The 25,346-nt window shown below is 56.1% G+C and carries 18 protein-coding genes; 8 read left to right on the top strand and 10 right to left on the bottom strand.

Annotated elements, in window-relative coordinates; translation table 11 throughout:
- Positions 1-372: 372 nt before the first annotated feature.
- Complete coding sequence (locus HALTITAN_RS08490) at positions 373-1,629, top strand: AAA family ATPase (protein ID WP_009286848.1); 1,257 nt, start codon at positions 373-375, stop codon at positions 1,627-1,629.
- A gap of 71 nt (positions 1,630-1,700) precedes the next feature.
- Here HALTITAN_RS08490 and HALTITAN_RS08485 read toward each other — a convergent pair whose 3' ends face one another.
- Positions 1,701-2,813, bottom strand: coding sequence for an MFS transporter (locus HALTITAN_RS08485; RefSeq protein ID WP_233973897.1), 1,113 nt, complete (start codon positions 2,811-2,813; stop codon positions 1,701-1,703).
- Between the two features lie 170 nt (positions 2,814-2,983).
- On the opposite strand from HALTITAN_RS08485, the gene HALTITAN_RS26205 reads away from it, so the two are divergent.
- The 3 genes from HALTITAN_RS26205 (at position 2,984) to HALTITAN_RS08475 (ending at position 4,323) form a co-directional block, all read left to right on the top strand.
- On the top strand, positions 2,984-3,106 hold the full coding sequence (locus HALTITAN_RS26205) for a hypothetical protein (protein WP_255200352.1): 123 nt from the start codon (positions 2,984-2,986) through the stop codon (positions 3,104-3,106).
- A 294-nt stretch (positions 3,107-3,400) separates the two neighbouring features.
- Positions 3,401-3,907, top strand: a complete 507-nt coding sequence (locus HALTITAN_RS08480; RefSeq protein ID WP_039858840.1) for a hypothetical protein — start codon at positions 3,401-3,403, stop codon at positions 3,905-3,907.
- A 119-nt stretch (positions 3,908-4,026) separates the two neighbouring features.
- Positions 4,027-4,323: a DUF1330 domain-containing protein gene (locus tag HALTITAN_RS08475; RefSeq protein ID WP_039858839.1), complete on the top strand. Its 297-nt coding sequence runs from the start codon at positions 4,027-4,029 to the stop codon at positions 4,321-4,323.
- An 80-nt stretch (positions 4,324-4,403) separates the two neighbouring features.
- On the opposite strand, the gene HALTITAN_RS08470 is transcribed toward HALTITAN_RS08475, so the two are convergent.
- Positions 4,404-6,530 carry a TonB-dependent siderophore receptor gene (locus tag HALTITAN_RS08470; protein ID WP_009286845.1) on the bottom strand — a complete coding sequence of 709 codons (2,127 nt, stop codon included), beginning with the start codon at positions 6,528-6,530 and terminating at the stop codon, positions 4,404-4,406.
- Between the two features lie 292 nt (positions 6,531-6,822).
- Positions 6,823-8,022 (bottom strand): multidrug effflux MFS transporter, encoded by a 1,200-nt coding sequence (locus tag HALTITAN_RS08465; protein ID WP_039858838.1) that lies wholly within the window; start codon positions 8,020-8,022, stop codon positions 6,823-6,825.
- Between the two features lie 210 nt (positions 8,023-8,232).
- Between HALTITAN_RS08465 and HALTITAN_RS08460 the strand changes: the two genes are divergently transcribed.
- Positions 8,233-8,742: a cupin domain-containing protein gene (locus HALTITAN_RS08460; RefSeq protein ID WP_039858836.1), complete on the top strand. Its 510-nt coding sequence runs from the start codon at positions 8,233-8,235 to the stop codon at positions 8,740-8,742.
- Between the two features lie 129 nt (positions 8,743-8,871).
- Here the strand turns inward: HALTITAN_RS08460 and HALTITAN_RS08455 are convergent, their stop codons facing one another.
- The 3 genes from HALTITAN_RS08455 to HALTITAN_RS08445 form a co-directional block, all read right to left on the bottom strand.
- Positions 8,872-10,386: an MFS transporter gene (locus HALTITAN_RS08455; RefSeq protein WP_009286842.1), complete on the bottom strand. Its 1,515-nt coding sequence runs from the start codon at positions 10,384-10,386 to the stop codon at positions 8,872-8,874.
- A 116-nt stretch (positions 10,387-10,502) separates the two neighbouring features.
- A complete protein-coding gene (locus HALTITAN_RS08450; RefSeq protein WP_009286841.1) occupies positions 10,503-13,649 on the bottom strand; it encodes a multidrug efflux RND transporter permease subunit in 3,147 nt (1,048 codons plus the stop codon).
- A gap of 22 nt (positions 13,650-13,671) precedes the next feature.
- The gene (locus HALTITAN_RS08445) at positions 13,672-14,829 is read right to left on the bottom strand and encodes an efflux RND transporter periplasmic adaptor subunit (RefSeq protein ID WP_009286840.1); all 1,158 of its coding nucleotides are present in this window, start codon (positions 14,827-14,829) and stop codon (positions 13,672-13,674) included.
- Between the two features lie 130 nt (positions 14,830-14,959).
- Between HALTITAN_RS08445 and HALTITAN_RS08440 the strand changes: the two genes are divergently transcribed.
- Both HALTITAN_RS08440 and HALTITAN_RS08435 read left to right on the top strand, forming a co-directional pair.
- Positions 14,960-15,733, top strand: coding sequence for a response regulator (locus tag HALTITAN_RS08440; protein WP_236614943.1), 774 nt, complete (start codon positions 14,960-14,962; stop codon positions 15,731-15,733).
- A gap of 35 nt (positions 15,734-15,768) precedes the next feature.
- Complete coding sequence (locus HALTITAN_RS08435; RefSeq protein WP_236614942.1) at positions 15,769-16,797, top strand: ATP-binding protein; 1,029 nt, start codon at positions 15,769-15,771, stop codon at positions 16,795-16,797.
- Positions 16,798-17,082: 285 nt separating this feature from the next.
- Here the strand turns inward: HALTITAN_RS08435 and HALTITAN_RS08430 are convergent, their stop codons facing one another.
- Entirely contained in the window at positions 17,083-17,550 is a 468-nt protein-coding gene (locus tag HALTITAN_RS08430; RefSeq protein ID WP_101148383.1) for a VapA/VapB family virulence-associated protein, read from the bottom strand.
- A gap of 241 nt (positions 17,551-17,791) precedes the next feature.
- Between HALTITAN_RS08430 and HALTITAN_RS08425 the strand changes: the two genes are divergently transcribed.
- On the top strand, positions 17,792-19,423 hold the full coding sequence (locus tag HALTITAN_RS08425) for an FAD-dependent oxidoreductase (protein ID WP_152419250.1): 1,632 nt from the start codon (positions 17,792-17,794) through the stop codon (positions 19,421-19,423).
- A 16-nt stretch (positions 19,424-19,439) separates the two neighbouring features.
- Here the strand turns inward: HALTITAN_RS08425 and HALTITAN_RS08420 are convergent, their stop codons facing one another.
- The 3 genes from HALTITAN_RS08420 to HALTITAN_RS08410 form a co-directional block, all read right to left on the bottom strand.
- Complete coding sequence (locus HALTITAN_RS08420) at positions 19,440-22,586, bottom strand: ATP-binding protein (RefSeq protein WP_051051951.1); 3,147 nt, start codon at positions 22,584-22,586, stop codon at positions 19,440-19,442.
- A gap of 750 nt (positions 22,587-23,336) precedes the next feature.
- Positions 23,337-24,260, bottom strand: coding sequence for a bifunctional helix-turn-helix transcriptional regulator/GNAT family N-acetyltransferase (locus tag HALTITAN_RS08415; protein WP_039858829.1), 924 nt, complete (start codon positions 24,258-24,260; stop codon positions 23,337-23,339).
- Positions 24,261-24,435: 175 nt separating this feature from the next.
- Entirely contained in the window at positions 24,436-25,245 is an 810-nt protein-coding gene (locus HALTITAN_RS08410; protein ID WP_039858826.1) for a sulfite exporter TauE/SafE family protein, read from the bottom strand.
- Positions 25,246-25,346: the final 101 nt, after the last annotated feature.

The raw sequence follows: 25,346 nt of genomic DNA, 5'->3' as shown, positions 1-25,346 counted from the left end.
TTACGTTAACTATCTATTCAACCTACCGAGCCGAAAAAGAACTTCATGGATCGCTTCCTCTCTAATTTCCCACCTGTGATTTAATCATCTTCTTTAGAGAAGGAGGCTTGGTTTTCTAGTCTCTTTATCAGCACATGAATGATAGATTCAAAATGAACGGATCAGAATGCCAAATACTCTTCCTTTCTTGCCTGATCCAGTCTTTTGGTATATTCCCGAGAATCTTTTAATATTGAGAAGAAGTGATGCCCGCCTGACACTCTCGTCAGACAGCTCGTACAGAATAAAGGCAACTGCCGACCAAAACCCTCGCCGAAATCGCGGACATGAGCATCCTGCCCCTCAATCGACACTTAAAATCTCCAGCTATCGATGTCTTCTAGTGAGGGTGCACTTGGGGCTAAACTGGTATTTTCACAATGCCAAGAGCAGCCAGCCCCCAACGCTATGATCAACACCTTTGCCGTATCCAACTACCGCAGCCTGAAAAACGTTGTCTCTCCCCTGTCGAGTCTCAATGTAGTGACTGGGCCCAACGGGTGCGGCAAATCCAACTTATACAAGTCACTGCGGTTACTGGCGGAGACCACCAAAGGCAATCTTATCTCATCGATTGCTCAAGAAGGTGGGCTTGATTACACCTTCTGGGCAGGTCCAGAAAAACTCACCAGAGGCATGAGAGACGGCTCCAATCCCATCGAGGGCACTGCCAAGAGAAACAGTTCTCGGCTTAGGCTGGGTTTTGTGGGTGAAGATTTCGGCTACGCCATTTCATTGGGGATGCCCGCACCTCAGGGCTTTGCGGGCTACCAAGACCCGTCCATGTTCCAGTTCGACCCCGAAATAAAACGTGAATGCATTTGGGCAGGCAATGTTTGCCGACCCAGCAGCTGTTTGATCGACCGAGTTGGGTCTGTGGTCAAAGTGCGAGCGGGTCGCAAATGGCAGGTTTACGGCGCCCACCTTAACAGTTACGAAAGCATTCTGAACGAAATCAGTGACCCGATCGCCGTGCCTGAAGTCCATGCGGTTCGGCAAACTATTCGTCATTGGCGCTTCTACGATCAGTTCCGAACCGATCCGCACTCCATCATCCGCACACCGCAAATCGGTACCCGTACCCCGGTGCTGGATCACGATGGCCACAGCCTAGTGGCCGCATTGCGCACCATACACGAGATTGGCGACCGAAAGGCCTTGTATGAGGCAATTGAAGACGCCTTCCCCGGCGCAACGATTGATTTTGGGGCCGATGCGGGTAACCGCTTTGTACTGCAGTTTCGACAGAAAGGGCTATTGCGCCCCTTAAATCAGTCGGAACTATCAGACGGCACACTTCGCTACCTATTGCTGGTGGCGGCACTGCTCACACCCAGGCCGCCTTCCTTGCTAGTGCTAAATGAGCCGGAAACCAGCCTACACCCGGATTTGCTGCCCGCCCTGGGGCGCCTGATTATCCGTGCATCAAGGGAAACCCAGGTGTGGGTGGTCTCCCACGCGCCGCGCCTAGTGGCGACACTGGAGCAAGATCAGGCCTGTAACTCTATCGCGCTGGATAAAGAGTTTGGCGAGACCGTTATCCTCGGTCAGGGATGGCTGGACGAGCCGCCCTGGCAGTGGGCGGATTAAACAGAACGCTAACGAACCGAGGGCACTAGCGTTTCGTCTTTTCCGTTTAGATTGCCGAGAAGCCCTTTTCACTAACTAAAGTGTAGCTGTTGGGGTGCTTTAGATTGATCAAAACGTAGGCTCATCACTATCAGCCCTATAAAAACCACCCCAAGCATAAGCCATGCCTGCTCAAACCCTCCCAGTAAGTCTTTTATCAACCCCGCCGCGATAGGTGCTAAAGAGGCAATGAGATAGCCGATTCCTTGTACCCAAGCAGCAAGCTGGCCCGCTAGCACGGGATCGTCTGAGTGATCCATAGTGATGATCAAGCTTAAGGGAAAAAGGCCTCCAATTCCTAACCCCAGCAGCGCGGTTGCCAACCAAGCCATTGTTTTAGGCATTAGCCCAAGAAGCAAAAAGCCCGCCACCGATAACAGAAGCACCAGCAATAACACCGGGCGACGGTCTTTCATCTGTTGAGCCAGTATGGGGAACGTTAGGCCAGCCATCACCTCAATGGCAGTTAGCCAACTAAGCGCCAGCCCCGCTTGCGTTTGAGACCAGCCTAAATTGATAAAGGTGGGCGGAATCCAAGCCAGAAGGCAGGTATAACCCGCCGTACCTAAACCAAAGAAAATCGCCAACGACCAAAACCGAGGCTGCCGAGCCATCGCTGAAAAAGCGATGCTAACACTGTTGTTTTGACTAGGGGCTGGCAGTACTCGCCTGCGCATCACCCAGCAAACGAGCCCTGCAAGTGCTAAAAGTCCCCATAACGCCAAGGCGCTCTGCCAGCCAATATAATCACTCACCACAGGCGTAATGGCAGAGGCTAGAGCCGCGCCCCCCATGATGGAGGCAATGTAGAACCCCATCACCATCGGGGTTTTCTCGCCTGCCGCCTGTTTTATCACCGCAGGAAGTGCCGCCTGGATAAAGGCTATGCCAATACCGGCGCCCAGCGCGGCTGCCCATAAGCCTGTATACCCGAAGCCAAACCAGTGTAACGCGTCCGATAAAGCAATCGACGCAAGCGCCAGGGTAATCACGCTATTAAAGCCGATCCGCTTTGCAAGCAATGCGCTAACAAAACACCCTAACCCCATCGCTAGTACCGGTAACGTGGTTAAAAGCGACAGCTGTGTAAATGAAAGACTCACATCATACCGGATTGCCTCAACCAGCGGGCCAATAGCCGCCATGGATGGCCTCAGGTTGAGCCCAATCAGAATGATCAGAAGGATCGTTCTTACCAACGGTATTGATCTCGAATTGCTATTGCGCATACCCACTGCCCACCCTTTATCGGCCATTGCTAAAATAAGAATCGGCGCTTACTTTAAAACCTCAGGTTAACTTGAGGTCAAGATAAATGGAGGGTCGTCGCATAGCCCCTGGGAAGAGAGCATTGAGTGTGGACGAAGAAGAGAAAGAGCCGCTGAATGCCCTACCCCAACAAAGCCCCCCTTCTCAACAGGATTGGCAGGCGCTATAACTTGGCCAGGTATGGCTATGGTATTAATGACGGGTTTGATGGTATTGCGTCAAAACCGTCCCTAAAGAAACGACAGCGATTTATCATCGCATTGCCTATTCGCGTTGGATAACCGCCTGCCGATAACGTCGCTTAGTCCGGTAGCGGCGCTTAGGGCAAGATACGGAGGGTCAACTATACTCCGCCCTAACGTACATGATGTCGTTCCCTTGGCTGGTTTGTTCAGCCTGCCTAGATAAATCAATGAGTTGGGGCCGCATAAGGAGCTTGCCGTTCGTGAATAAAGGATCTTATATGATCGAGTCACTAGAAGAGCTCGAAGCCATTAAACAGTCATGCCGTTCGATGGTAACGAAGAGCTCAAGCCTGTCAGCTGGCACTGCGGTTATACCCATACCAGGCTTAGATATTGGCTCAGACGTCGCCATATTGATGCGGTTAATTCCCAAAATTAATGAAAAATTTGGGTTAACGCCTGAACAGATCGACAGCCTGGATACAGAATCCAAGCTTTTTGTGATGACGGTCATTTCAAATACCGGCAGCAAGATGGCGGGCAAATACATTACAAAAGCACTTATTATGACGCTGCTCAGCAGAATGGGTGTCAAGGTTGCTTCCAAAGGCGTTGCTAAGTTCGTCCCCTTCGTAGGTAGCGCTGTGGCAGGCAGCATTAGCTTCGCCGCCATGAAGTACATGGGTAACAGCCATGTTGAAGATTGTTATCAAATTGCCTTGGCAGCACTGGAAAAAGAGCGTCGGGAACATGAAATCGTGATTGAGTCAGAGCCAGGCGTATAACCCGCCCCTCACTGCCGAGATACTCAGTAAAGCTGAATAGCGGTCTTTCTAATGTGGCTCCGCTAGTGGGCGGTGATATGCTCTAGCTGATTTCTTAACGATTACATCAGGAGAATTTAATGCCCGCTTACGTCGTAATGACCCGCGAACATACCCACGACGCCCAGGAAATGGAGCGCTACAGCGAGAAAGCAAAAGCCGCTCGCGCAGGCCACGATCCGCAACCGCTCGCTTTTTATGGTGATTTTGAAGTGCTCGAAGGTAGCGCTATGGAAGGTGCGGTGATTCTGCGCTTCCCGGATATGGCTGCCGCCCGCGCCTGGTACCAAAGCCCCGCCTACCAGGAAGCCCGCAAGCACCGCTTCCAGGGTGCCGACTACCGCGTGTTTATCGTTGATGGTCTAACAGAAGCCTAAATACCAAAACGCCCCGCCTTTAATGTTCAAGTCGGGGCGTTTTGCCGTTGCTTTACCTCTGGGATATAGGCGGAATTACATCACCAGCGATAGCTCACTTTCGCGCTGATTTCGCGACCCGGATTATAGTAATCGGCCGTGCTTGAACCGACCACGTGCTGCTCGTCGAGCAAGTTGCTGACGTTGACGGCTAGGTCGGCGTCTTTGGTGAGCTGGTAGCTGAAGGCTGCGTCAAAGAGTGTTGCCGCACTGCTCTTTGACGTATTGGCGACATCAAAGTAGTAGGAGCCAATGTAACGGGCGCCGAGGCCAACACTCATATCCTGGCTTGGCAAGGTATAGTAGCCCCACAGCGACGCCGTATGTTTGGGTGCTGCAGTGAACTCGTTACCCTCTCTGGCTGCGTTGCTGTCGCGCACCACCTCCGACTCCATATAGGAGTAACCACCGGCCACGCTAAGGCTATCGGTCAACTCAGCCTTGGCCTCCAGATCAAGACCCCGCACGCGGGATTCACCAACGGTTTCCCGCTCGATAACGCCATTGTCCTGTACAACCGAGATGGTGACGTCGTCCCTGGTTAGGTCATAGATGGCCGCCGAAAACAGCGCATTCGTACCAAAGGGGGCGTATTTCGCACCAATTTCGTACTGTTCGCCCCGTTCAGGCTCGACGCCAACCGTGGGTGGTGCGACCGACTCCACCATGCTGACATAGGTAGAAATTTCGTCGGTGACCCGATAGGTCAGCGCACCGCGAAGTGAAGTCTCAGAGAAGTCATCGGAATCGGTAACGCCCGCCATGTTGGTGCTTGAGACATCCATCGAGTCGTTGCGCACACCCGCTGTCACGATGAATCGGTCATAGAAGGACAAATTCTGGGTCAGGAAAACCGACTCGGTGGTAAAGTCCTGCTTGTTACGGCTATAGACGTTCAGGCTACTCGGGGCACCGCTAAAGACGGGGTTTGCGATATCAATGGAGGTCGCATCCCCGTAAAACGAACGGTCTTCGGTGGAAGCATCGCGATACTCGACACCCACGAGCGTGCTGCTGTCGACCTGATCAAAGCGGGCGTCGTATTGCAGGATAGCGTTGCCGATCAACTCCTGGGCTTCGTTGTCCGTTCCAAAATAGTCGCGATCCACCACGCTGCCAACTCGCGCCGCGGAGTCAGTGATATAAACGTAGCCGAAGTCATCAGTCAGGTCGCTATAGCGCAGATTACCCCGCAGCGTCAGCCCGTTGTTGAAATCATGGGTGAGCTGTCCGGTAAGGCTGGTACGCTCAACATCGTGATAATTAAAACCAGGCTCACCAAAGAACTCGCTGCGGTCGTACTCCCGGTCGAGCGGATAACCACCGCTATTGGGGGTGTCGTCACGTTTCAGGTAATCGAAGATAACGCTTGCGGAGGTGTACGCCGTCGGCTCCCAGGTCAGGCCACCCATCAGGAAGCCATTGTTGTCTTTGGAGTGATCGTATTCGCGGTCGCTGTCTCGGATGGTGCCGGTAAAGCGGTAGGCCACTGTCTCGTCAGCGTTCAGCGTGTCACCCACATCAACACCGGCTTCTTTTGCGTCAAATGAACCGTAGGAGAGATACCCCTCTCCAAAACGCTCAAAGCGTGGCCGCTTGCTCACGAAGTTGACCGAACCACCTGGATCCGCCGGGCCAAACAGGGTGGAGTTGGCCCCACGCAACACTTCAACGCGTTCGTAGGCGTAAGGCTCTTCGCGTACACCGCGCATTGAGCCTAGCGTAAGCCCGTCACGGTAGGTGGTGGCCTCGAATCCGCGAATTTTAAAATAGTCGTTACGGTCATCGGTGCCGTAATAATCAGTGAGGACGCCTGGCGTATATTGCAGCACTTCCTCGGTGGTAGAGGCGTTGCGCTGCTCAATTTCCTTCTCAGTGACGACCGACACGGAAGCGGGGGTATCAAGGATACTGGTAGCCACCTTACCGCCGACCCATAGCTCTTGGGCCACTATCGAGTTGGCATCATCATCAGCGTAAGCCTGAGCATTGACGATAATGGGAGCAAGGCGATAGCCCTCATTACCTTCACTGCTCTCGCCGGTTTCCTGGGCGTTCCCGATCATGGGAATAGTCACCAGCGTGGTGCCGCACAGAATGGCGGTAGTGGTCTGCTGCCACCGTAACCAACTTGCGTTGCGCCGGACTGTGCTACTGCTATCAGTCATGTTGAAGATCCCTTGAAATGATTAAACCGGCCCTGCTCGCCTTATGGTTTTCTTTTAAAAGGCCGTGAGAGTATCCAAAGGTGGCAGCACCTAGTCAATAGTAATAACACAAATCATAATCATTTATTTTGAACTTTAGTTCATGATTGCAATACACGTATGAGGTCATGCACCAACCGACTACCCGTCCTATATCTGCAGCGCTCGTGTACTAGCGGCATCTGATCAACAAATAAAAAAAGCCCCGTGTTATCCAAAACACGGGGCTTTTGACAAAGGAGTGTGGCCTGGCTCAGTGTGCCTCGACAGCGGCACGCCCTTTGATGATAGAGCGGGCAAGCATCAGATACGCCACCGAGCCACAGGCGGCCATGGCCAGAATGACCGCTTCAAGCGTATGCGGCAACATGGCGGACAATGCGCTCAGCAGCCCGGCGACACCGAACTGTGCTGCACCCAGAAGCGCTGCGGCCGTCCCGCCACTGGTGGGAAAGAACTCCAAAAAGCAGGCCTGAATATTCGGAGAGATCGCCCCCACCGCGCCGATGGTCAGCATCATGGCGGCGAGGAAGGCGTAAAGCGACCAATCCATAAAGGCAGCCATCACCAGCAATACTATACCCACTGCCTGACAGCCCGTTGCCAACTGCAGGATACGCAGTGACGGTAGCCTGGAAAGCAACACTCGATTGAGAATATTGAAGATAAGCATCGCGACGATATTCGCCGCAAATAGCATTGAAAAGCTTGAAGGCGACTGGCCGAAATGCCCCTGATAGATAAATGACGCATAGGTGATGAACATCATCAAGGTAGAAAAAGAGGCAGCCTGCCAAACGATGAACGGCAGGGCCGGCTTTGTCGACAGCACCAGTTTATAACGCGCCAGCAGGCTCATCTTAGGGCTCTTCGCGCGGGATACCTTGCCCGTACCGGTAAAAATCACCCGCACCAGCAACGGCACCAGCAGTAACGCGTATACCGCCAAGGCGAAAAAGATATAGTGCCAGGAACCCAGCGCCAGAATCGCGCTGCCTACGCTCGGAGCGATCCCAGGCGCCAGCACCATGATAAAACCCATCATCGAGAACAGTTTCGCGGCGTCGCGCCCCGCCACCCGGTCACGCACTAACGCCGGTACCGAAACCAGAGTCAAGCCGGCGCCAATGGCCTGAATTGCCCGCCCGCCGAGCAGGGTGTTCAAGGAATCCGCCATACCAATGACAATGCTTGAGAGCGCAAAAATCGCCAGCCCACTCATCAATACCCGCTGGCGCCCGAAGCGGTCTGAAAGCGCGCCGCCGATTAACTGACCCAACGCCAACGCAAATACATACACCGAAACACTTAACGATACCGCCTGCTGAGAAATTCCCAGCGATTCACCAATGACCGGAAAGGCCGGCAGGTACGTATCCATGGAAAACGGGCCCAGCATCATGGTCATTGCCAGGCTCAGCACCACAATGAAGGGCGTTTTAGATTGGGTCATAGAAGCTCGCGGTAAAAGGGCGTAATGATGGACAACATCAACGATATGATACCGACTGATGCTATCAAGGCAATCGAACAGAAGATGAGGGATACGCTGCCGGGCGGTAATTGACAAAACACACAGCCAGTTTGTTATCGGTTAGCGCGGCTATGCAAAAGAGTGTGCTCAAAGCTATTTTATAAACACACCCCCAAAGAGGAGACCAGGATGTCTACCCCTCAGCCAGAACGACTCCATCTCGACAGCGATGCAGCGACCGGCTACCCCAACTCCCCTCTACCAGTGCTGGTTTATCGCCAGGTTCTCGATATCAGCAATGCAGAGGAACGGGCCGATGCCTTTGAAAGTATGTTCAAACGCCACGGTTGGCCGCCTGCGTGGCGCTACCACCTATATGACTTTGACCACTTTCACTCCACCGCCCATGAAGCACTGAGCATCTTCCGCGGGCAGGCCCGGGCGCGGCTGGGTGGCCCTAACGGTCAGGAGTTGATGCTTTACCCAGGCGATGTGCTGGTTCTGCCCGCCGGGGTTGGACATGCCAGCCTAGAGGCGGACGATGATTTCTGCATGGTAGGCGCCTACCCACCAGGCCAAAAGCCGGAAATAGAGCGCGGTGATCCCGCAAAACTTGCGGCAGCAAAAGCCCGAGTCGCTGCCGTTGCCTTACCCGAGGACTCCCCGGTAGGAGGTTCACTAACAGGGCAGTGGGGGTAAGGCGACGGTTGATCAACTGCTCCGATGGACGGGGCAGATAGATGAGACTGCCAAGGCAACCCGCCACGCTGACCTTAACAGCTAACACCGGGGCTAAAACCGCATGGATGTGCCAGTGCCCGACCAGCATCACTCGTGCGCCCCCACCTTTTCTGGGTGGCTACCCAGCATCAGAAACACCACAACCGACAGTAAAGCGATGAGAATCGCAGCAGTTGTTAGCAAGATCGAGTGCGTGGTGGAGAATGCCGCCTTCGCGGCCATGATGAGTGCATCCGCCTGATCTGCAGCCAGTCCTTGTGCCACAACGATGCTGTCGCTGATCGAGCGCACAGCTTGTGCACCGAGGGCTGGATCCAAGTGTGACGGCAGCACGATGGTGTTGGTGTACACGCTGGCCATGAAAACCCCGAACAGGGTAATGCCGAGCCCGCTGCCCAATTCATAGCCGGTGGCTTCCAAAGAGCCGGCAGCCCCTCCTTTACTGGCATCCACTGCCCCCATAATGGCAATTGAGGAAGCGGTCAGGCCGATGCTCAGGGTGAGCCCCAGCACGGCCAAAGCTGTTGGCACTGTCCAGTCAGGCGCGTGGAAGTCAGCATGCGCCAGATAGGCCAAAGCGGCTGCCGCGATCGCCATCGACATGCTGGCAACCAGCCGTAAGCCAAACCGGTTGGACAGGTAGCCTGCAACGGGGCCACCAACTGCAGCGGCCGCCATGATCGGCACCATAACAAGGCCGGCCTGCAGCGGCGTCTTGTCCAGCACATATTGCAGCTCTTGCGCCAGCGTCAGCTCGACACCTGCCAGTGCACCGGAAGCCACTAGCGCCATCACCATGCCAGCGACAATGGCCGGATGGCGAAATAGCGATAAGTCCAGCATCGGCTCCACCGAACGCAACTGGATACGTGCAAACCAGGTCAGCATCGCTAGCCCCAGGAAGAGCACCAACCCTGCACGCCACAGCGGCTGCCCCGCTCCCACCCCAGACTTGACGCCGTAAACCACCGAGATGATACCAACAAGCAAAATCAAGGCCTGACCGAAAGCCCATTTACCTGGCGTCGTCGCCTCGCGGCGGGGCAGCAGCGCATAGGCGACCGGCGCCACCACTAGCATGATGGGCACATTGATGAGAAATACCGAGCCCCACCAGTAATGCTCCAACAAGACACCACCAATCAATGGGCCAACTGCCGCGCCTGCGGCCCCAACCGTTCCCCATAGGCCAAGCGCCATCGCACGCTCGCGCTCATCTTCGAAGGTTTTGCGGATAACACCTAGCACACAAGGCATAATCATCGACCCGCCAATGGCGAGCAGCACTCGAGCACCGATCAACATGACGGGTGTCGTCGAGAATGCCGCCAGTAGTGACGCCACCCCGAACACCAAGAGTCCGGTCAGCAGCACACGGCGCGTACCGACTCGGTCAGCCAGGGTGCCCATCGGCACCAGTAGGCCCGCCATCAGCAGCGGATAAATATCGATGATCCACAGCACTTCGGTGCCAGTGGCACCTAGCGCAGGCGTCAGTACAGGTATAGCGACGTGCAGGATTGTCATGTCGATGACAACGGGCAGGAACGCCAGCATTACGGCAAACAGAACTAGCCAACGTTGTGGGATAGCAGAAAGCATTAGCCACTTAACTCCTAGATAATGATGTCACTTCCAACGCTGCCACTGAAAAGGTGTCTGACACAGGGGACGCCGACAGCGTTAGCACGATAGGCGGAATCAGTCGGCGCATGGCATTAATGCTCTATATCGTTATCGGGTTGTAATGATGAAGGGCGACGAGCCGTACGCCAGCCACTAACGCGCTCCTGAAGACCTATCACGAAAACGAAGAATACCGGGACGAAGAGAATCACCAGAAGCGTTCCGCTAACCATGCCGCCGAAAACGCCCGTGCCTATCGCATGCTGGGTTTTGGCACTGGCGCCAAACGCAACCATCAACGGCACCACTCCCAAGCCGAAAGCGAGTGAGGTCATAAGGATCGGACGCAGGCGCAGGCTGGCGGCTTCCACCGCGGCCTCCATCAGCCCCTTACCTTGCTCACGCAACTGTTTTGCGAACTCAACGATCAAGATCGCGTTTTTCGCAGACAACCCGATCACGGTGACCATACCGACTTTGAAGAACACATCGTTAGGCAGGTCACGCAGCAACATAGCAGCCACCGCACCCAGCAACCCCAGCGGCACAACCAGGATGACCGACAGCGGAATGGACCAGCTCTCGTAGAGAGCGGCTAACACCAGAAACACCGCCAGGATGGATAGCGCAACCAGCATGGGTGCCTGAGCAGCGGACTGGCGCTCCTGAAGGGACTGCCCCGTCCAGGCCACTGCGAAACCGGGCGGAAGTTGCTGCGCCAGACGCTCCATTTCAGCCATGGCATCACCAGTGGAAGCCCCCTTCGCCGCACTGCCGGAAATGCTGGTGGCGGGATAGCCCAGGTAGCGCACCATTTGTAGCGGTGTTTCGTCCCACACCGGAGTCACCACCTCTGACAGGGAAACCATGCCCCCCCTGCTATTTCGCACATGCAGCTTGAGCACGTCGTCGACCTGCATGCGTGCCGACGCATCCGCTTGCATAATCACCTGCTGCATCCGGCCCTCATTCGGGAAATCGTTGATGTAGGACGACCCCATCGCGGTAGACAGGATTTCGCTAATGTTGGCGAACGACACGCCGAGCGCTTCGGCTTTCTGGCGATCGATGTCAAGACGAATGCTCGCCCCTTCCGGAAGGCCGTCGGAATAGACGTCACTAACTACCTTGCTCTGCGCCGCCAGTTCCAGCAGCGTCGTCTCGGCAGCCTTAAGGGCGGCCGGCCCCTGGTTGCGGCGATCCTGCAAGAACATCGTAAAGCCGGACTTGGTACCCAATTCATCAATGGCCGGCGGCAACATACTCATCACCGTCCCTTCGTTCAATTGACTCATGGCTGCCTGAGCTCCTTCCGCTTCACTCGCCGCCGTGGCACCGTCGCGCTTCCCCCAATCCTTTAGCGTGGTGAACGTCAGCGCTGTATTCGCGCCAGACCCAGAGAACCCGAAGCCCAAAATAGACATATTGCCGTCCACAGCAGGGCGCGCCATGACGTACTCCTCATACGCCTTGACCACATCCAAGGTACGCTCGGTTGTCGCATTAGCGGGCAACTGGATACTGGTCATGAAATAGCCTTGATCCTCTTCCGGCAGAAAAGCCGAAGGCAACTGGCGGAAGGCGAACACCAGCACACCTGCGATGACCACAAACACCAGCATGACCCGACCGCTGCGGGCGACCAGTTTCCCCACACGCGATTCGTAACGGGCGGTCATACGTTTAAGCGACCGGTTGAACACGCCGAAGAAACCGCCTTTGTCGTGGTGCCCCGGTTTAATGGGTTTGAGAAGGGTGGCGCATAGCGCCGGTGTTAGCGTCAACGCCAGAAACGCTGAGAACAGAATCGAGACCACCATCGCCAGCGCGAATTGCTGGTAGATCACACCGACCGAGCCACTCGAGAAGGCCATCGGGATAAACACCACCGTCAATACCAGGGTGATGCCCACCACCGCACCAGTAATTTCCTTCATCGCCTTGATGGTGGCGTCCTTTGGCGACAATCCCTCTTTGGCCATGATGCGCTCAACGTTCTCGACCACCACGATAGCGTCATCGACGATGATGCCAATCGCCAACACCATGCCAAACATCGTCAGCACGTTGATTGAGAAACCTGCCAGCAGCATCACCGTGAAGGTCCCCAACAACGCAATCGGCGCGACCAGTGCGGGAATCAGCGTGTAACGGATGTTCTGTAGAAACAGCAGCATCACCAGGAACACCAATACCATCGCCTCGATAAGGGTATGGATGACCTTCTCGATAGAAACCTTAACGAACGGGGCCGTATTAAAGGGAACCGATGAGCTCATGCCCGCGGGTAGCGCCTGGTTTAACTCAGCCAAACGCGCCTGCACACTTTCCGACGTGCGGACAGCATTGGCGCCGGGTGCCAGCTGTATGGCTGCCGCCGTCGCTGGCTGGCCATTCTCACGATTGGAGAAGCCGTAGGATTGGGCGCCCAACTCGACTCGCGCCACATCGCCCAACACCACTTTGGAGCCGTCGACATTCGCGCGAAGTACGATAGCGGCGAACTCTTCCGGCGTGCTCAATTGCCCCTGTGCGGTCAACAGTGAGGACACCTTTTGGCCGGGTAAGGCCGGAGACGCGCCGATGCTGCCCGGCACAATCGGTGCGTTCTGCTCCGTGATCGCGGTCGAGAGATCATTCACCGACAAGCCGAAAGCAATCAGCTTCTCCGGCTCTATCCAGATTCGCATTGCTTGCTCAGCACCGAACAGCTGCACACGACCAACACCGTCAATGCGGCGCAGCTCCTCGACGATATTGCGCGCCATATAATCGTTCAGGGCGATCTCATCAAAGCGCCCATCATCGGAATTCAGACCTACGATCATCAGAAAACTGGATGACGCTGACTCGACGCTCAGCCCATCCTGACGAACCGCCTGGGGTAACCGAGGCTCGACTGCCTTGAGTCTATTCTGCACATCCACTTGAGCCAGTTCCGGATTTGTCCCTGGCTTGAAGGTGGCGGTGACAGATGCCGACCCTGAAGAGTCCGCCGACGATTCGAAGTACAGCAGATTCTTGACGCTGGACAGTTCTCGTTCGATGAGACTGAGCACGGCATCGTTCATGGTCTGCGGTGTGGCGCCGGGGTAAGTCGCAGTGATGGTCACCGAAGGGGGCGCTACCGAGGGGTAGTGAGCGACCGGCAGCTTAGGAATGGCGATCACGCCCAGCAGGATGATAAACAGCGCGACCACCCACGCAAAGACTGGGCGCTGGATGAAGAACTGAGGCATTGCGGAGACTCCTGAAGCTTAATTAAGAAGATGCCACTGAAGCCTCAAGAGGCGATGACCTATGCCAATCAGTCGCGCTGACTTCGACACCATCAGAAAGTCGCTCTATCCCCTCGACGACAACCTTCTGCCCCTCTGTCACCCCCGTCTTAATCCGATAATTACCGTTCGCCAATTCACCAAGCTCCACTGAGACCATCACCGCCTTGTCGCTTTCACCAATCAACCACACGTAGGGCTTACCGCCGATGCGCACCACGGACTGTTGCGGCACCGTCAACGCGTTGTCATAGCGTGCGTAGGGCACGCGGGCGCGCACAAACATACCGGGCAGCAGGCGTCGATTGGGATTGTCCACGAGTACACGCAGTAAAAGGTCACCCGTGCTGGCATCCACATTGATGCCCGAAAAAAGAATGCGTCCGGTGACATCGTAGGGTGTACCGTTGCTGCCGAGGATGGTGACCGGTAAACCATTATCTAGCGAAGGTTGCGCCGCCATCGCATCTTGAAGCGATTCAAGTGAGGAAGCCGAACGCTGAACATCGACATAAACTTTATCGATCTGCTGAACACGGGCCATGGGCGTGCTATCGCTGCTGCCGACAAGCGCTCCCACCGTTACCAACTCTTGATCAATTCGGCCAGCAATGGGAGACGCCACCGTGGAAAACTCTAAGTCAAGGCGGCGACGTGACAGCGTGGCACGCGCTTGAGCCACCTCAGCAGCGGCCTGCTGACTTTTGGATACGGCGTCGTCATAGGCCTGGCGGCTCACCGACTGCCCCCTGACCAGCGACTCCAACCGAGCGGACTGCGCACGGGCATTCGCAAGCTCGGCTTCGGCTTTCTGCAAAGCGGCTTCTGCCGTTTCCACTTCCGCTCGAAACGGCGCTGGGTTGATTTCGAATAATGGCTGCCCCGCACTCACGTCGGTTCCCTGTTCGAAAAGTCGACGTTGGACAATTCCGCTGACCTGCGGACGAATTTCCGCCACTTGAAAAGGAGCGACCCGGGCCGGTAAGTCTTCGGTCAGCTCCAATCTAACGGGTTCCAAGGTAACGACAGACACTCGGGCAGGAGGCGGCGTTACTTCTTGCTCAACTGGCCCGCAGGCGGTTAGCACGGTTAGCAGCAAGGCACAGAGGCCACCATTGCGGTAAATATGTCGGATCGTCATGCATCTTCCCTTCAGGCATCGTTCTTTCAGACCTAGCTCATTGAGAAATAGGTAAACATTTGCCTAGCAATAAAATTGAAGGGGACTATATCGCTATAGCGTGGTATTAACGTCGACGGTATGTGTAGATATGATGGAGAACACAATTAATGTTTCATTAGGCACTTTTATGTCCACGACTCAACAGTCGCCAAATTCTTCTTCTGGCCTGCAAGCACTGGTTCTCATCGCCGAAGACGAGCCTGAGATCGCTGATATTCTTCAGGCTTATCTGAGACGTGAGGGCCTTCGAACCATCCACGCAGAAGATGGACGCAAGGCATTGGAAATGCATTTGTCGATGAAACCCGATCTCCTCTTACTTGATGTAAAGATGCCTAAAATGGATGGTTGGCAGGTGCTGTCGGAGGTTCGCCATCGTGGTGAGACGCCCGTCATCATGTTGACCGCGATGGATCAGGACATCGATAAACTCATGGGCTTGCGTTTTGGTGCCGACGACTACGTCGTCAAGCCGTTTAACCCTGCTGAGGTCGTCGCACGCACTCAGGCAGTGTTAAGGCGCACCATGGCTGATGCTAGCCATCAACCCCGTGTCCTCCGGGTGCCGCCCTTTGAGATCGACCTGGAACAACACGAAGCCTTTGTTCAGGTGGGAGGAGACTCGCATAGCCTTGCGTTGACGCTCACCGAATTCAGGTTGTTGACGCACCTTGCACGCGCGCCCAAAAAAGTTTGCACCCGCGCAGAGTTATTGGCCGCCTGCCTCCCCGAGGGTGAGGCGCTTGAGCGCACTGTCGACAGCCATATCAGCAAGCTGCGTAAAAAACTGGAAGACGTCGATGTGAGAGGCATACCCGTTGGCATACGCGGCGTTGGGTACCGGCTATGGGGAACAGAATGAAACTCATTGGATTGAGCCGGACAATCGCGTTGACAATGGCAGCAATGGCTTTTGGGATCACACTGTTAGTCGTGGTGACCTCTTATGTGTTCTATTTCATTACCTTCCATTTTTGGCAGGGGTCGATTAACGAACCCAACATGTTCCCGTCGGGGCTAGAGTGGGCTTGGCTCGTTGGCACTACGTTGGTTGGGCTGGCGTTCGCCGTGATAGTGGGTATTCACTTGGCACGTCGCATTCTGGTACCGCTAAACTCCGTCACAGAAAGCATGCGTCGCGTCGCGCAAGGCGACCTGGACGCACGCGCCACGACGGGTGATCGCTCGTTAGGCGAGGCCGCCGTTTTGGCAAACGACTTCAATGCCTTGGCAGACCAATTACAGCGTATGTCCAAGGAAATGACGTTCTGGAATGCGGCGATTGCCCATGAGCTGCGTACGCCCGTTACTATTTTACGCGGACGCCTGCAAGGCTTGGCAGAAGGCGTATTCCCCCCCGAAAAACCCCAGTTTCAAAGCCTCCTTACCCAAATCGACGGCATGGCACAACTGATTGAAGACCTTCGCGCCGTGAGCTTGGCCGAAAGCGGCCATCTGAACCTTGAGATCAAGAAATGTGATCTTTCTGCTGAAATTGAATCAGTCGTTGAATTTTGTAGACATGCCCTAGATGCATCAAATCATTATCCAACCCTTGATCTGCAATCTGGCGCCGCGTATTGCGATCCAGTCCGTATTCGTCAGGCATTGCTTGCGTTGCTGGAAAACGCTCGCCAGCATGCATCCCCAGGGACACTCATCATCCAAACGCGCCAGGACGACGGCCGGTGTGTTTTGCGTGTTATAGATACCGGCCCAGGTATTCCTCAGGAATATGCTTCTCAGATTTTCACGGCATTCCGGCATGCGCGGGACGCTGACAGTGGTATGCCAGGAGACAAGCGAGGAAGCGGGCTAGGATTGGCGGTAGTCGCGGCGATTGCACGAGCCCATGGTGGCGAGGCTAAATGCTACCCCTCTGATGAGGGTGGCTCTTGTTTCGAGTTGCGCTGGCCTTCTCAATGACATAGCGCGTTTACCCTCTTGGCGAACTACTAAGAAAAAATCCTTAGTGGTTGCCTGCTCGCGCAATTGGCGCTGCTCCCAGAGATACACGAGCCGAATAGAGTTCATATTCAGCTCATAGGTTAGTCAGAAAGCTAACTGGGATGGAGAAGTATAGGTGGAGGGAAATCAGGGGAGAAGAGTGGATTGTGAAGAATGGATTGAGAGCATGCTGACGTTCTTGCTCGCGGTTACCCGGGAACGCCGAGGGCGCCCCCAGGTTTAGAATCAGCATACGGCTAAGACTCAACTCCAGCTGCCTGTGCCACCGCCAGCGCCGGTAACGGTGGAGACGGCACCCGACTGGAAGTGGCCCAATAGATTACTGTCGCCGTCGAAGAACAGAATGCTCAGATAGACTGGCGTACCCTGAAATTCGAAACTTACCGTATCACGATAGAGCCGTTCGAGATCTTTGGTATAGACATCCCCAAAGAGAGCGCCGCCGCCCGCTGAGGAGATGCCGCCAGCATTGCCATCGAAGGACTTTCCATCGGTGATGTTAACCTGAAACCTAAGATAGAAGATCAGGCTGGCTACGCTGCCGGTAGCAGGATAGGCCTTCTCGGAAGCCATCAAAGCGTCGGCAACGTCATCGATCTGCTCAGGCTCGAGTTTTTCATGCATGGCAACACGAAAGTCGTGGGCGATCAGTTTTTTATCAATGGTTTGAGGAGCATTGTTTTGAGGAACATTGCTTTGAGGAGCATTCATGGTTAGATACCTCATGCGGATGTTGTGAAATCGGCGGCCGGTCATCGACCGCGGCTTACCTGCCCTAAGCATTTCAGCTTAGATACTGCGCAGTCACAGCATCAGCTCGGCATCACCAATATTGCTAACAATAGCCACACGAAGTACAACGGATCACTTCGGTATCAGCTTCTCTTGCGCCCTTGGCAGCAACGAACTCTTGGAAGATCCTGGAGCAAACGACTGCATAAGGAGAATAACGATGGACACTTCAACGCTTCGGGTTGCCATTATCGGCGGCGGCGTCTCTGGCCTGTCACTGGCCTACTACCTTCAGAAGCTCGGTGGCAAAGCAGCCCAGCAGATAGAAATCACCCTATTCGAGCGCAAAGCCACGCTTGGCGGCAACGCCGAAACGGTGTGGGTCGACCTCGGCAATCGGCGGCAACCGGGCAAGCCCGAGTCGCCCTATCGGCGCTGGGCCGACCTGGGGGTCAATGATGTCAACTTGGCCACCTATCATCGCCTGCGCACGGTGCTTAGCGAGATCGGCGAGCTAGAGCGCATGAAGCCGCTAGAGAATACCGAGAGCTACTTCAGCCGTGACGGAGCGATAGCCCTGACCGATGATAGCGACCTGGCCCGCGGTGTCAGCGACCCCGCCCACGAGCTAAATCAGGCCGAAGGGGGCAAGCTAGCGCCGTTGATCACCGTGGTGCATCAAAGCGCCATCGACCTAGTGGAGAGTGGACGCATTACGCCCCACTATACGGTAGATGACTTCTTCGACAGCTGTGTCGCCACGCCCGTCGAGATGCTGGCAGCCGCAGCGGATCATTTGAAAATCACCATCGACTGGCAGGACCCGGCGCTACCAGCTCGGCTGGAACGCATCCGCCACATCATCTACTATCCACGCATATCGGCCATGTACTTCGCCGACGATCGCGGCCCGGGCGGTATGCCACTCCAAGCTCCCTTCGAGTATTACCGCATTCAGGAAGGTGGCTCGCCCCCGGACCGCCGCTACTTCGAGCATGGCTCCCAGCACTGGCTTGAGGCCTTGGCCGCTTATATCGCCAACCCCGAGACTCAGGGCCCAAGAGTCAAAATCTTGCGCGGCATCGACGTAGAGGCAAGGCTCTCGCCCCAGGGCGCAACGCTAGCCGAGCGTACCGCTTCAGGTGAACGCCGCTGGCAGGCAGATATTCTAATCATGGCCACCCATGCTGAAGATGCCCTGCCGATACTGACCTTTGGCGACGGCCTGACTGAGATCCAGCAAGGCCTTCAGCATATTCTTGGCAAGGTGCGCTACACCCGCAGCTTCAGCGTCTGTCACACCGCTGCAGCCCGCCTGCCACCCAATCGCAACCTATGGCGTACCTACAATATCGAAGTACGGAACCCTGAAGACACCTTCTTCCCCTACCGTATCGACTATGTAGCCAACCGCCACCAGAACGATGCAGAGAACAGTGATTACAATCAGGCAGGCCTGCCGCAGTACTTCGTCTCTCTGGTGGATGATCTCAACAAGATTCCCCACCGCGAGATGCTCGAGCGGCGCCCTTCGCCCCTGAACGACTCCATAGCCACCGATCCAAACGAAGCTGGCTACCGAGACCGCTTGCCGCCACTCGGCAGCGCTCTGGAAGCCAAAGCCTGGACCCTGTTCAAGCACAATGTACTGGATGCCAACTGCCTGGAAGCTCAAGCGGAAATCGAGCGCTATAACCGAACCACCGCCCAAGGACGCTTCGAGGGAAACCAGAACGTATGCCCGCTGCTGTTCGCTGGCGGTTGGGCGCGCGGCGCGGGCCTTCAGGAGCAGTGCCTGGAACAGTCAGAGCATCTCATCGCCCTGCTGCTGGGGGATACCGGATCAACGTAAAGATAACGCGCGACGACTAGTAACAGCTGGCAGCCAGACAAGGCATCGTCATCAGCAAACCAGCCGCTTCGCTCTGGCGCCAGCAATCCCGTAAAGCTTCCAGAGCGCTAGACTCGCCGTTCTCTTCGCAGCTCTCCAACCAAACAGCGTGAGCCTCAATCAGCGCTCGGTGATGCTCGCCCCAGGCACAGGGCTCCGCCGCCATCAGCTGGGTCAAGCGCTGGGCATAGTGGCGAGCTGCGGAAGGGCGATGGTCAAGCAAGCTAACCTCCGCCGCCGTGACCAAAAAACGGTAGCCGTTGTGCCCCACGCAGCCAGCATCCAGCAACGCTTCACCCTGTTGCAGCGTCTCCAAGCGAGCCTCGGGATCCTCTTCCAACAGCGCCCGAGTGCCGAGCACCCAAGGGCCAATAAAGGCCGTCAGACGGTGCTGTTCCACCAACTGCCAGGCACGCTCGATACTGGCTCGCGCCTCAGCCTGTCGTCCGGTGATCAGCTCGATACGGGCACGGCTCTCCAACAGAAAGGCCTCGAAGCGCCCTGAACCCAGGCCGCGAGCCACTGCCAGCGCCTGTGTAACCTGCTCGTCGGCCGCATCGGGATTGCCCTGGGAAATCAGAACCCAGGACGCCGTTAGCCGAGCCACCACTTCAGCACGCCGATTGCCAACACGCTTGCCCAGCTCAGCAGCATCGAAACAGTCGGCCAACGCCGCCTCGGTCTCGTTAGCATAAAGACGAGCCGTACCCAGCATGAACAAATTAGAGGCTTCTAGGTCAGCGTGGCCGTGGGTTCGGCAGAGTGCCACACAGTGGTCGAAAAGCTCGTAGGTGCTGCGCATCTGCCCCTCGGCATAATGCGCATCGCCCAGCCCACTCAGGGCCTGGATTTCGGTATGCACATCGCCACCCAATCGGGCCTGCTCCAGTGCCCGAGTGTGGTAGGCCCGGCTGGTGGCAAAATCGCCCCGGGGGAAATAGAGATTACCTTTTAGATAAAACACTTCAGCTAGGGGCAAAGGGTCTTTCAGCATCTCGGCCAGGGGCAACAGCCCATCGAGTATCGCTTCTTCTGCCTCTAGGGCATCGAGCATGTTCAGCACCCGGGCTAGCCAAAGATCCGCGGTAATGCGCTGACACTCCTCTCGGGCGAACGTGCGCGCCGTCTCGAAGTGCTCGCGAGCCGCCTGGATGCGCCCGGTCGCCATCGCCACCTGGCCTTGCAGCAGCACTAACCGGTACTCATCCTTCGGCGCATAATCGATGGCTCGGCATTGTCTCAGCAGCGCCATGGCTTCCTCATGCCGATAACGCAGCATTTCCGCTGCCACCGCCTCCAGGAACGCATTCGGTGCTTCCAGGGAACGTGCACGGTGAAGATGGCGCGCACGTAGCCCCAGTTCCGTTTCACCATAGAGCTCGGCCAGCCGGAGATGCAGGCGGTCGCGTTGTATTTTTGGAATCCCTTCGTAGATGCCCTGTAGAATCAGGTCATGCACAAAGCGATAGCTCCCCTCTTCCAGCGGGCGTACCAAACTGTAGCGCTGGGGGAGTTCAGGTCGATAATCGGCCTGCCCCACCACTTCCTGCAGCAACGCTAGCGAGAAGCGCTGCCCCATAACGGCGGCGACGCACATGGCCCGACGATCCAGGTCGGTGAGCTGATCCAGCTTGGTCTGTACCAGATTAGCTAGGCTGGCTGGCAAGCTGCAGTGGGGATGAAACAGCAACAGTTGAGTCAGAAACAGCGGATTGCCCTGGGCCTGAGTGACAAGGCGGGAGGCATGCTCGGTGGGAACCGCTCCGAAGCTGGCTACCAGGGCCTCGGCCTCTTGGGGGCGCAATGGAGGAAGTTCGATCAGGGTTAGCGGCGACTCAGGCAACTGTGGCCTTAGACGGGTCTCTAGTGGGTCCTGCTCTAAGCGTGAGGTAAACAGCCAGATCACCGGCGCTTCCAGGGTCTCCTGGAGTAGCCCAGTCAGGGTTCCCAGCAGCGCCTCATCGGCCCAGTGAAGGTCTTCCACCACCAGCAATTGGGGGCGATGAATAGACCGCGCCAGGAGAGTGTCGCGCAGTGCCAGAACCAAACGCTGGCTGCGGGTCTCCGGGGTCATGGCCGCATAGAGACGCTGCGCATCCTCTGGCTGAGCCAGCCCCAGCAAGGGGCGCAGCAGCATGGCATGATCCACGGGCAAACGCAGCGCCGAAAGGCGAGCGAGCAGGCTCGCTTCGTCTATCGTTTCACCTTTCGTCTCATCGGACGTTTGAAGCAGCGAACGAGTCAGCTGCATCAACGGGCCTTCATCGGCACGCGTGCCGAAGTCCAAAACCTCGGCCTGATGATGATCGGCATGCGCCGCCGCCATCTCGGCAAACTCGGCGCTGAGACGCGTCTTGCCGATGCCCGCCACGCCGCGAATATAGATCAGATGGCCAGCCTGATAGTCACAGGTACTCTCTAAAATGGCCTGCAGCTGCCCCAACTGCACCCGGCGCCCCACCAGTTCGAAGCGGGCCTCCTGAGATTCGTCTCGGGGATGGCGGTAGCGCAGCCAATCCCCGCCTTCATCATCGAAGATAAAGCGTTCCGCCAACTGCACCGCCACCCCGCGCTCAACCCAGACACCGCTCCGCTCCTCCGCTATCGAAGGGGGCGTAGCGGACGGCCATTGGCCAGCCTGGAGATATACGACCTTCGCCACTCCCTGTTCCACCAGGGTCGCGGCGCACAACAGGCCCCGCTGGGCATCGCTACGGTAAGCCCGGGGCAGTCCAAACAGGGCCGTCCCTTCTTCCGCCAGGCTGCCGCCGAAATGCTGAACCCAGGTCGCCAGGGTTGGCTGGTCAGCCACCACGGCATGCAATTGAATCAAGACACGCGCGCTTTCCATCTCCTCGCTATCAGCGGCAGGCACAGCGGCGGCCTCTTCCGCATCCACTGACAACGCCTCAACCTCGACGCCGTAGATCTCAGCCAAGTGGCGAGCGGTGCGATAAAGCACCGCCCGCCCACTCTCGGCCCGTTTAATCGAAGCAATAGAAACGCATAGGCGCTGGTCGAAGCAGTACTCGGCCAGCGCCTCCTGACTAAAGCCCAGCCGTTTGCGGTGCTGCTTCAAGCGCTGGCGATCCAGCCGCAAACGCCCATCTTGGGGAGCGATCATGATTGCCTTCCTTTCTCGAACACGCGGGAAATGTCGACCATGGCACTGCATCACGCTTTACATGAAAAATCGGCGTGCAAAGACTGGCTAGCTTTTGTGCAAGCCTATGGTTTTTTAGTATTAGATGGAACTAAGCCTAGCAGATTACGAGCTAGTGCAGAGCAAGCGGCACTAGTTTTGAGGAAAGATGAGCAGAAATACATAGACCTACCACCTCGCCCATTCAGCTCACAGGATGAGCCGATTATGGTTTATATTCGGCTCATAATATAGCCAGATACTAACTGGAATTTGGTAGAATAGAATCAGTAGCAGAAAAAGCTTGATGCAGCTATGGCTGACGGTCATGCGTAGCGCTAAAACCAACATTAAAGAGGCAATTAGATAGCCAAAAGACTCACCCCGTTTGTTATTGCCTATGATTTTGATGGTACTGAAGGCCGTTACTACACGATTTATCTTCTCGACTGGCTCCCACTGGTGCTATCCATTCTGGAGGTAATCCTGGTTATTCAGGGGCCTTCCAGGCCAGCCCAGGAAATCGGCGTATCGCATAAGATGATTTACGTTCTTTACGTGCAGATTTTACATATACTGACGTGCGGGCATTCGTGGATTGGGTCATTGAACGCATACAACTTGCCGAGCCACGGTGGCAAATTAGCAATATCATTTAAAGGTTTGCGCTCGCCCCCTGTTGTCCGGCATACGGCCTTTACCTAGGCAAAGCGATGCTTCGCAACGTGGGTACTACAGCTCACGGCTCCACACCTGACCGACAAGATCCTTGCCGAAGCTGTGATGGGGCGTTTCCTCAACCAGTTCGAAACCCGCCCTTTCATAGATTTTTCGCGCACCAATAAGAACGCTGTTGGTCCACAAGATGATTTTTTTATAGCCAGATTGGCGGGCGAATCTTAGGCATTCATCGACAAGACGGCCACCTATTCCAAGACCTCGGGCGCAGGGATCGACATAGAGTAACCGCAGCTTTGCGGTCGCTTCGTCCTCCCTAACGACGAACACAGAGCCAACGACGCCTCCCTGCTTCTCGACGACCCAGCACCGTTCCCATTGCGGGTCATAATCACGCAGATACTTGGCGACGATGTCTGCTGTCAGTGCTTCATATTCACTGTTCCAGCCGTACTCCTGGGCATAAAGAACCGCCTGCCGATGGACGATCCATCCCATATCGCCTGGCTGCGGGTCGCGCAGCAGGTAGTTCGAATCAGTATCGCCAAGCAGGCTCTCGATTTGATGCATAGCCTCGATCAACTGGTGTTGCTCAGGCTCCGAAAGCCGCTTGAGCATGGCAACAACTTCGCGCTGCGATGCATCACTCAACGGCAGGTAAGTTTCCCGCCCATGATCAGTCAATTGCAGTTGCGCCGCCCGGCGATCGGAGGGCAAGGGGATCCTGGTGATAAGCCCCTTCTTCTCGAAGCCTTTCAGCACCCGGCTCACGTAACCGGCATTGAGCCCCAGCTCCCGGCAAATATCCGAGCTGGTAAGCATCGGCCGATGCGCCAGCTCATACAGAATGCGAACCTCCGTTAACGAGAATGGGCTTTCCAGCAGATGCTCGTGCAGCACACCGATCTGACGCGTGTAGAAACGGTTGAAGCTTCGCACCGTTCCAGCTCGCTCATGCAAGCGTTGTTCTACGGCCATGAAGAGGCCTCCAATTAGTTGCCTTAAGCACATAATTAATTGCTTTTGGCAACCATGTCAACAAGATCTCATAAGAAACTACTGACAAAATAAATCAAGCTCTCTCGACTGCGCGACGCCCTGAATATCAAGCGCCACACATCTCCCAAACAGGCATCTCCCAAGCAAGCAACACTCAATGAACAAAAACCATCACCACCAGCACCATGGTCAGCAATAGCAGGTACACCCTGGCATGAAGACGATCAGGGATGCGCCCGATCCAGGTCGATGCCAGGCGGATTCCGAGCCATGAGCCCACTGCGAGTACCAGCAAGGCGCGCAGATCCACATAACCGGCATACCAGTCCCCCAACGCTGGGTGATTTGCCGACAGCAACACATACGTCGCGGTGCCACTCACCGCCATGGGCAACGACAACGGATTGGCCATGGCAGTAGCTGCCGTCATACTTGCGCCTCTACGGCGCATGAGCGGTACGGTCATCACACTGCCGCCAACGCCCAGCAAGGCGGCCACCGCACCAATCAATGTCCCCGTCATCGCCGTTACCCCACGCCCTATAGGACGCACATCACTCTCCGCTTGATGCAGAAAACCGGGCCGCAGAACGGCATCCGCAATCGTGATGCCCAGATAGCCGATGAACGCCCAGCGCACCCACTCGCCACTTAACGACACGGCAGCCGTCGCGCCCAGCACGGCGCCCACGGCGATATAGCCGACCAGCGGACGCACCAAGTGCCACTGCACGGTCTGCCGTTGGTGGTGGCGCCATGTGGACAGGGAAGCAGCAAAGACCATCAACGCCGTCGAGGTGGCCACCGCGATATGCATGGCCGCCTGACCGATACCACTATCCGGCCCATGGACAGAAATCAGCAGGGTATACAGCAAGGGAACCACCACAAAGCCACCACCGAAACCGAACAATACGGTGGTCACTCCCGCCAACCCGCCACAAAGAAGCAATACGCTATACACCGGCACTCTCCTGATGAAACGAAACAGCAGGCACTATATGCTGGCGAGGATTGGCTGACATTCGTCATCCGGACAACCATCAACGCGTTTCAGCCAGGTTA

This window comes from Vreelandella titanicae BH1 (assembly GCF_000336575.1).
Taxonomy (GTDB): domain Bacteria; phylum Pseudomonadota; class Gammaproteobacteria; order Pseudomonadales; family Halomonadaceae; genus Vreelandella; species Vreelandella titanicae.
Note: the sequence above shows the minus strand (reverse complement) of the source record. Positions and strands in the feature narration are given on the sequence as shown.